Origin of the sequence: Streptomyces sp. WAC05292 (assembly GCF_003949955.1) — a bacterium.
Classification (GTDB): Bacteria; Actinomycetota; Actinomycetes; order Streptomycetales; family Streptomycetaceae; genus Streptomyces; species Streptomyces globosus.
The window spans coordinates 1-7204 of sequence record NZ_RPSE01000331.1; the positions used below are offsets into that span (position 1 = coordinate 1).

Sequence of the window (7204 nt, forward strand, 5' to 3'; positions counted from 1 at the left end):
CCCGGACGCGGACACCGCCGGCGACGAGCCGGCGCGGGCCGCGCTGCGCCCCTTCGAAGCCGAGGTCGTCGAAGGCGCCGGCGCAGACACCGTCCGCGTCCTCGCCGAGGTGCTGCCGACGCTGCTGCCCGGCGGACTGGAACGCCGCACCGAGCTGCGCACCCTCGGCGTGGGGCGGCTGCCGCTCGGCGACGCCATCGAGCGGATCGCCGGCATCGAGCGCACCCCCGAGTGGTGGCACCGGCTGTACGGCACCCTGGCCGGCGTCGACCCCGACCGGCTCTCCGGCCTGCCCGTCCCCCTCGCCGACGGCCGCACCACCATCGGGCCCCGGCACGTCCTCCTCCCCGAGGCGGACACCCCGAAGGACCTGGCCCGCCTCGGCCTGAAGGTCGCCCACCCGGACGCCGCGCACCCGCTGCTGGAGAAGCTCGGCGCCCTGCCCGCCACACCCCGCGCCATCCTGACGACCCCGCAGGTGCGGGCCGCGGTCGCCGCGTCCCTCGACGCCGGCGAAGTGTGGGACGAGGACGCCCTCGACCCCGACGAACTCGCCGACATCGTCCTCGGCCTGGTCCGCGACGCCGACCTCGCCCCCGGCGACGAGCCCTGGCTCGGCGCCCTCGCCCTGCCCGACGAGGACGGCGAACCCGCCCCCGCCGGCGAACTCCTGCTGCCCGGCTCCCCCCTCGCCGCCGTCCTCCGCGAGGACGAGATCCCGTACGTGGACGCCGAACTCGCCGAACGCTGGGGCGCGCAGCCCCTGACGGCCTGCGGCGTGCTCGCCGATTTCCAGCTGGTCCGCGCCACCGACGTCGTCCTCGACCCCGACGAGCTCGAACCCCGCGACACCGACTACGCCGAACCGGACGACATCGGCCTCCTCGACGCCGTCGACGTCTGGTGCGAGGACGTCCTCGACCAGCTCCCCGACACCCCGCTGCCGCCGGTGGCCACCGAGATCACCGCCGTCCGCGACCTCGACCTCGTCGACGACGACTGCTGGCCGCAGGCCCTCGCCATGCTCGCGCAGCCGCCGCTGCGCGACGCCCTCACCCAGCCCGTGCGGATCCTGCTCCCGGACGGCACGACGCGCTCCGTGCGCCCGTACACCGCCTGGTGGCTGCGCGGCCACCCCGTGCTCGACGGCCGCCGCCCCGCCGGCCTGCGCGCCGCCGGCACCGACCCGCTGCTCGTCGGCCTGTACACCTCCGCGGACGCCACCGGCTTCGAGGACGAGCAGGTCCTGCGCGCCCTCGGCGTCCGCACCTCGGTCTCCGCCCTCCTGGCCGAGCCCGGCGGCGCGGCCGAACTCCTCGGCCGCCTCGCCGACCCCGACCGCGAGGTCACCGACCGCCAACTCCACGCCCTGTACGGCGCCCTGGCGGACCTGGACCCCGAGCAGGTCACCCTCCCGGACGACCTGCGCGCCGTGGTCGACGGCGAGGTCCGCGTCGTGGACGCCGCCGACGCGGTCATCGCCGACGCCCCCGACCTGCTGCCGCTGACGGAGGGCATGCCGCTGCTGCCCGTCGCCCCGACCCGCGCCGCCGACCTGGCCGACCTCCTCCAGGTCCGCCGCCTGTCGGAGACCGTCCCGGCCGAGGTCAGCTCCCCCGGCGAGGAACACGAGGTCCCGGAAGCCGTCCGCATCCTCCTCGGCCCCGGCACCCCGCGTACCTACCTGGAACACGCCGAACTGGTCGCGGGCGGCGTGGAACTGGACTGGCGGCGCACCCCGGACGGCGTCCTGCACGCCTCCACCCTGGAGGGCGTCGCAGCCGGCCTCGCCTGGTCGGCGGGCCAATGGCCCCGCCGCTTCGAGGTGGCCGCCCTCCTGGAGGACCCGTCCCGCACGACGGAACTGGCCCGCGACCGCTGGTTCGACTAATTGACCGTCACCCGCCCCGGCACACGGCCGCTTCCAGTGCCGGGGGCAGCGGGTACGGCCGCTCCGCGGGGAGCAGGCGCTGTGCCTTGGCGGACTGCCCGCCCTGGACGAGTGCCGCGGCCTTGCGGACGCGGGGCGTGAGGTCGGTCAAGCCGACGACCCACTCGTCGGCGAAGGTGCGGATCAGGTCGCGGCCGATGCCCACCTGGATGCTGTAGTGGTTCAGCGCCGCCCCGCGCGGCGACCGCTCCGGGTCCCACTGCACGTGCACGGCCGCGCTGGCAACGGCCGCCGGGTCGGCGGTCGTCAACACGGCCCGCGACAACGCCTCCTCCCAGCCCTCCCGGGTCATCCGCACCGCCAGCACCCGCTCCTGGCCGGGCTTGCGGGCCCAGTTGCTGCGGTGCATCAGCCACGTGAACGACGGCTTGATCCACGTCATCCGCCGGAACGAGAACGGTGCGGTGAACCGCCCCGCCCGCAGCGCCGCATCGGCGATGGCGGGCGGGTACGCCTGGTAGACCACGATGGTGTGGGCGTCGTGGTCGGCACGGATCTGGTACTGCGTCACCATGCGCGCACCCTGCCACCTGCCGCGCCGACCCGGCGAACCGTTTTCCGCCCGCCCGCCCGCGCCCCGGTCAGTCCAGCGGGATGGCCTGGTGCGCGGCCATGATGGCGTCGATCCGCCGGGCGAGGTCGAAGTCGGCGGGCGTGAGCCGGTGGCCCGCGTCGTGCGTCGTGATGGAGGCGCGCAGGTGGTCCATGCGGAGGTCGAGGTCCGCGTGGTGTCGGATCCGCCGGGAGCGGTCCGCGATGGTGACGATGGCGGCCACCGCCGCGTGGTAGCGGATCGGGTACGTGCGGGAGATCGTCTCCCCCTGCCGCTCCCATCCGGGCAGGGCGGCCAGTTCCTGCTCGATCTCCGCGTCCGACAGCACCTTGAACCCGGCCATGTCAGTTCCTCTCGGTCACGGACACCGGGATCCCGGCGGGGTCCCGGCCCACGAGGGCATCCTGTCACCGCCTCCGGACCGCGGCCTACGGCTGCGCGGGGTCGGAAATCAGCCAGGCGCATCGTCGGTATCAGATGCATCTCGCCCGGGTGGGCCGCCGCTGAACAGGGCTGCTTCGTTGGGGAGTTCGCTCCGGTAGGGAGTGATTGACGGTTCCCGCACCGCCGTTCAGCGGTACCGTCGGGGTGTCGAGGTCAGAAGGAGTGTCCAGCATGCCCGAGCAGCACGACACCGTCCCCGAAATCCAGACGTTCGGCCGGCGCGCCCGAGCGGCACGTGACCGCGCCGGCCTGACCCGGGCCGTGGCCGGCGGTCTCGTCGGCCGCTCGGCGGAGTGGGTGAAGGCCATCGAAACGGGCGCCATCGGAATGCCCCGACTCCCCATGCTGATCCGCATGGCCACGGTCTACGAGTGCGACATCGCCGACCTGACCGGCGACGAGCGGATCACCGCGGCCACATACACCAAGGCGGTGCACGCCTCGCTGCCCGCCGTCAAGCGCGCGCTGACCACGTACCAGCTCACGGCGGGCGAGGACGAACCCGAGTCCGCCGAGGTGCTTGCCGCCCGGGTACGGCAGGCATGGAAGCTGTGGCACGGCGACGGCGACCACCGGACCCGCGTGGCCGCGCTGCTGCCGGACCTCCTCGCCGACGCGCAGCGGTCGGTGCGCGCGTGGGAGGGGGCCGAGCGCCGGCGGCTCCTCGCCCTGCAGGCGCAGGTCTACCACCTCGCCCAGCTGTACTTGGCGTTCCAGCCCGAGCCGGAGCTGATCACGATGGTCGGGGACCGGTCGATGACCGCGGCGCAGGACGCGGACAGCCCCCGTGCCATCGCGGGCGCGGCCTGGTACATGAACCACATCTACCGCGACGCCAATACGGCTGCCGAGGCACGCGTCGAGCTGGCCGAGCAGGCGGCCGCGCTGCAACGCCGCGACGACCCGGAGGGCCTGGCCCGGTGGGGCCTGCTCCAGCTGGCGGCCTCACTCTCGTACGCCAAGACCGGCCGTGCCGGGCTGGCGTGGCGGTACTGGGACCGCGCGAAGGACGCCGCCCGACAGCTCGGCGAAGGGTACGTCCACCCGTGGCTGATCTTCGGGCACGGCATCGTGGACGCCTACGCCCTGGACATCCACCTGGGCCTCGTCCAGCCGGGGAAGGCCGTCGAGGCCGCTGCCGCGCTGGACCTGAGAGCGGTGCCGTCCGCGACCCGGCGCGCCCGGCACCTCGTCGAGGCCGCACGGGCCTACGGCATGCAGCAGGAGGGCGTCGCCGCGGTGGCCCTGCTCGGCATGGCCTACCGGACGTCCCCGGAGACCGTCCGGTTCAGCACGCATGCGCGGATGGTGCTGCCGGAGTTCGCGAAGGCCGGGCCCCCGACGGTCCGCGAGGACGCACGGGAGCTGACGCTGGCACTGGGCCTCACCGCTTGATCATCCAAGGGGTAGGGCCCCTACCTCCCGGCGAGCGGGTAGGGGATCTACCCTCCGTGGGCCCGACCGGTGCCTACCGTCATCCCACCATCGCTGACGACAGTAGGGAGCGCACCACCATGGAGACCCGCGAGTCCACCGCGGCGTGCCACAGGGCACCGTTGCCCGACGACTTCTGGGACCTGTCCGCCGAGCAGGCGCTCGGGCGGGCGTGTGTCGCCTGTGGGAGGGCGCTCGGCGCGGGGGCCGTGTACCGCGGGCCGGTTCTGGGCCGGGATGGGGCCATGCTGCTCGACGCCGACGTCTACGCCTGCCCGCCCCCGGCGGACGGGCCGTGACGCCGCCGGGGCGGATCTGCGTCGTCTGCCAGAGGCCGGTCCGGGGCGAGGGGATCCGGATCGTGCGGCATTCGGCGTCGGGGGCACTGCCGGACTGCTGGGTGCATGCCGGGTGCGAGCGGGTTCCGCTGCGGCCGCTCAAGCCGCGGCCCCGCCGCGGGGCGTAGCCCCGTCCTACGCCGGGAAGCGGTGGTCGACCCAGCGGAACAGGCCCTCGATCAGGGCCGAGGCGGCTGCGGCGATGCCCACCGCCGCCCACGGCATCGTCGTGCCGACCAGCTTCAGCTGGAAGAACTCCTGAAGCCACGGCACCACCAGCACCAGCAAGAACGCCCCGCCCATCGCCCCGACCAGGGCGACCCGCCACCACGTGTACGGGCGGGCGATGATCGCCAGGACCCACATGGAGGTCAGGAACAGCGTGAGCGTCGCGGCGCTCGTCTCGGCCTGGAGCGCCTCCGGGCCGGAGTAGTGGTGGCGGGCGACCAGGTACGCGGTGAAGGTGGCGGCGGCCGCGACGACACCGCCGGGGATCGCGTACCGCATCACCCGTTTCACGAAGTGCGGGCGTGCCCGCTCCTTGTTCGGGGCGAGGGCGAGGAAGAACGCCGGGACGCCGATGGTGAGCGTGGACAGCAGGGTCAGGTGCCGCGGCAGGAACGGGTACTCGACCTGCGAGCAGACGACCAGGATCGCCAGCAGCACCGAGTAGACGGTCTTCGTCAGGAAGAGGGTCGCGACGCGGGTGATGTTGCCGATGACGCGGCGGCCCTCGGCGACCACCGACGGCAGGGTGGAGAAGCTGTTGTTCAGCAGGACGATCTGCGCCACGGCCCGGGTCGCCTCGGAGCCGGAGCCCATGCTGACGCCGATGTCGGCATCCTTGAGGGCGAGCACGTCGTTGACGCCGTCGCCGGTCATGGCGACGGTGTGGCCGCGGGACTGGAGGGCGCCGACCATGTCCCGCTTCTGCTGCGGGGTGACCCGCCCGAACACCGCGTTCTGGTCGAGGACGCGGGCCATGCCGTCCCGCTCGGCCGGCATGCGCCGTGCGTCGACGGTCTTCTCGGCGCCGGGCAGGCCCAGCTTCCCGGCGACGGCGCCGACGGAGACCGCGTTGTCCCCGGAGATGACCTTGGCGCGGACGTCCTGCTCCTCGAAGTAGCGCAGGGTGTCCGCGGCGTCGGGGCGCAGCCGCTGCTCCAGGACGACGAGGGCGGTGGGTCGGACTGCGGTGGCGACGCGGTCGTCGTCGAGTTCGCGGGCGGCGCGGGCGAGCAGCAGGACGCGCAGGCCCTGTCCGTTGAGGGTGTCGATCTCGTCGAGGGCGGGGTCGCCGGCCGGGAGGAGGACGTCGGGGGCGCCGAGGAGCCAGGTGGAGCTCTCGCCGTCGCCCTCGCTGAAGCAGGCGCCGCTGTACTTGCGGGCGGAGGAGAAGGGCAGGGACTCGGTGCAGCGCCAGTCCGCGCTGTCGGGGTAGGCGTCGATGATCGCCTGGAGGCTGGCGTTGGGCCGCGGGTCGGATTCGCCGATGGCGCCGAGGACCTTCCTGACGTAGGCGGGGTCGGCGCCGTTTAGGGTGCGGAGCTCGGTGACGTCCATGCCGCCCTCGGTGAGGGTGCCGGTCTTGTCGAGGCAGACGACGTCGACGCGGGCGAGGCCCTCGATGGCGGGCAGCTCCTGCACGAGGCACTGCTTGCGGCCCAGCCGGATGACGCCGATCGCGAAGGCGACGGAGGTGAGCAGGACCAGGCCCTCGGGGATCATCGGGACGATGCCGCCGACGGTGCGGGCGATGGAGTCCTTGAGGTTGGTGTCCTTGACGACGAGCTGGCTGACGATGAGCCCGATCGAGGTGGGGATCATCATCCACGTCACGTACTTGAGGATCGTGGAGATGCCGGAGCGCAGCTCGGAGTGGACGAGGGTGAAGCGGGTGGCCTCTTCGGCGAGCTGCGCGGCGTAGGCCTCGCGGCCGACCTTGGTGGCGGTGAAGGCGCCGCCGCCGGCGACGACGAAGGACCCGGACATGACGGGGTCGCCGGGCCGTTTGAGGACGGGGTCGGCCTCGCCGGTGAGGAGGGACTCGTCGATCTCCAGGCCCTCGGCCTCGCCGACGACGCCGTCGACGACGACCTTGTCGCCGGGGCCGAGTTCGATGACGTCGTCGAGGACGATCTCGGAGGTGGACACCTCGGCGGTGCGGCCGTCGCGGCGGACGCTCGGTTTGGCCTCGCCGATGACGGCGAGGCTGTCGAGGGTCTTCTTGGCGCGGAGTTCCTGGATGATGCCGATGCCGGTGTTGGCGAGGATCACGTACCCGAAGAGGCTGTCCTGGAGCGGGGCGACGATCAGCATGACGACCCACAGGACGCCGATGATGGCGTTGAACCGGGTGAAGACGTTCGCGCGGACGATGTCGGCGGCGGAACGGGACGAGCGGACGGGCACGTCGTTGACGTCGCCGCGGGCGACGCGCTCGGCGACCTCCGCGGTGGTCAGCCCGGCGGGCCGGAAGCGGGG

General features: G+C 73.5%; 5 protein-coding genes and 1 pseudogene. 3 read left to right on the plus strand and 3 right to left on the minus strand.

The window, feature by feature from the left end:
* Nucleotides 1–1891: pseudogene (locus tag EF903_RS25660) on the plus strand (molecular chaperone Hsp90); the annotation flags it as partial.
* A 7-nt stretch (nucleotides 1892–1898) separates the two neighbouring features.
* Here the strand turns inward: EF903_RS25660 and EF903_RS25665 are convergent.
* Entirely contained in the window at nucleotides 1899–2465 is a 567-nt protein-coding gene (locus EF903_RS25665) for a DUF4291 domain-containing protein (RefSeq protein WP_125547009.1), read from the minus strand.
* A 67-nt stretch (nucleotides 2466–2532) separates the two neighbouring features.
* Entirely contained in the window at nucleotides 2533–2847 is a 315-nt protein-coding gene (locus EF903_RS25670) for a 4a-hydroxytetrahydrobiopterin dehydratase (protein WP_125547011.1), read from the minus strand.
* Nucleotides 2848–3119: 272 nt separating this feature from the next.
* Between EF903_RS25670 and EF903_RS25675 the strand changes: the two genes are divergently transcribed.
* Entirely contained in the window at nucleotides 3120–4343 is a 1224-nt protein-coding gene (locus EF903_RS25675) for a helix-turn-helix transcriptional regulator (RefSeq protein ID WP_125547013.1), read from the plus strand.
* 119 nt (nucleotides 4344–4462) lie between these two features.
* On the plus strand, nucleotides 4463–4681 hold the full coding sequence (locus tag EF903_RS25680; RefSeq protein WP_125547015.1) for a hypothetical protein: 219 nt from the start codon (nucleotides 4463–4465) through the stop codon (nucleotides 4679–4681).
* Between the two features lie 174 nt (nucleotides 4682–4855).
* Here the strand turns inward: EF903_RS25680 and EF903_RS25685 are convergent.
* On the minus strand, nucleotides 4856–7204 hold a 2349-nt coding region (locus EF903_RS25685; RefSeq protein WP_125547017.1), incomplete at its 5' end, for an HAD-IC family P-type ATPase.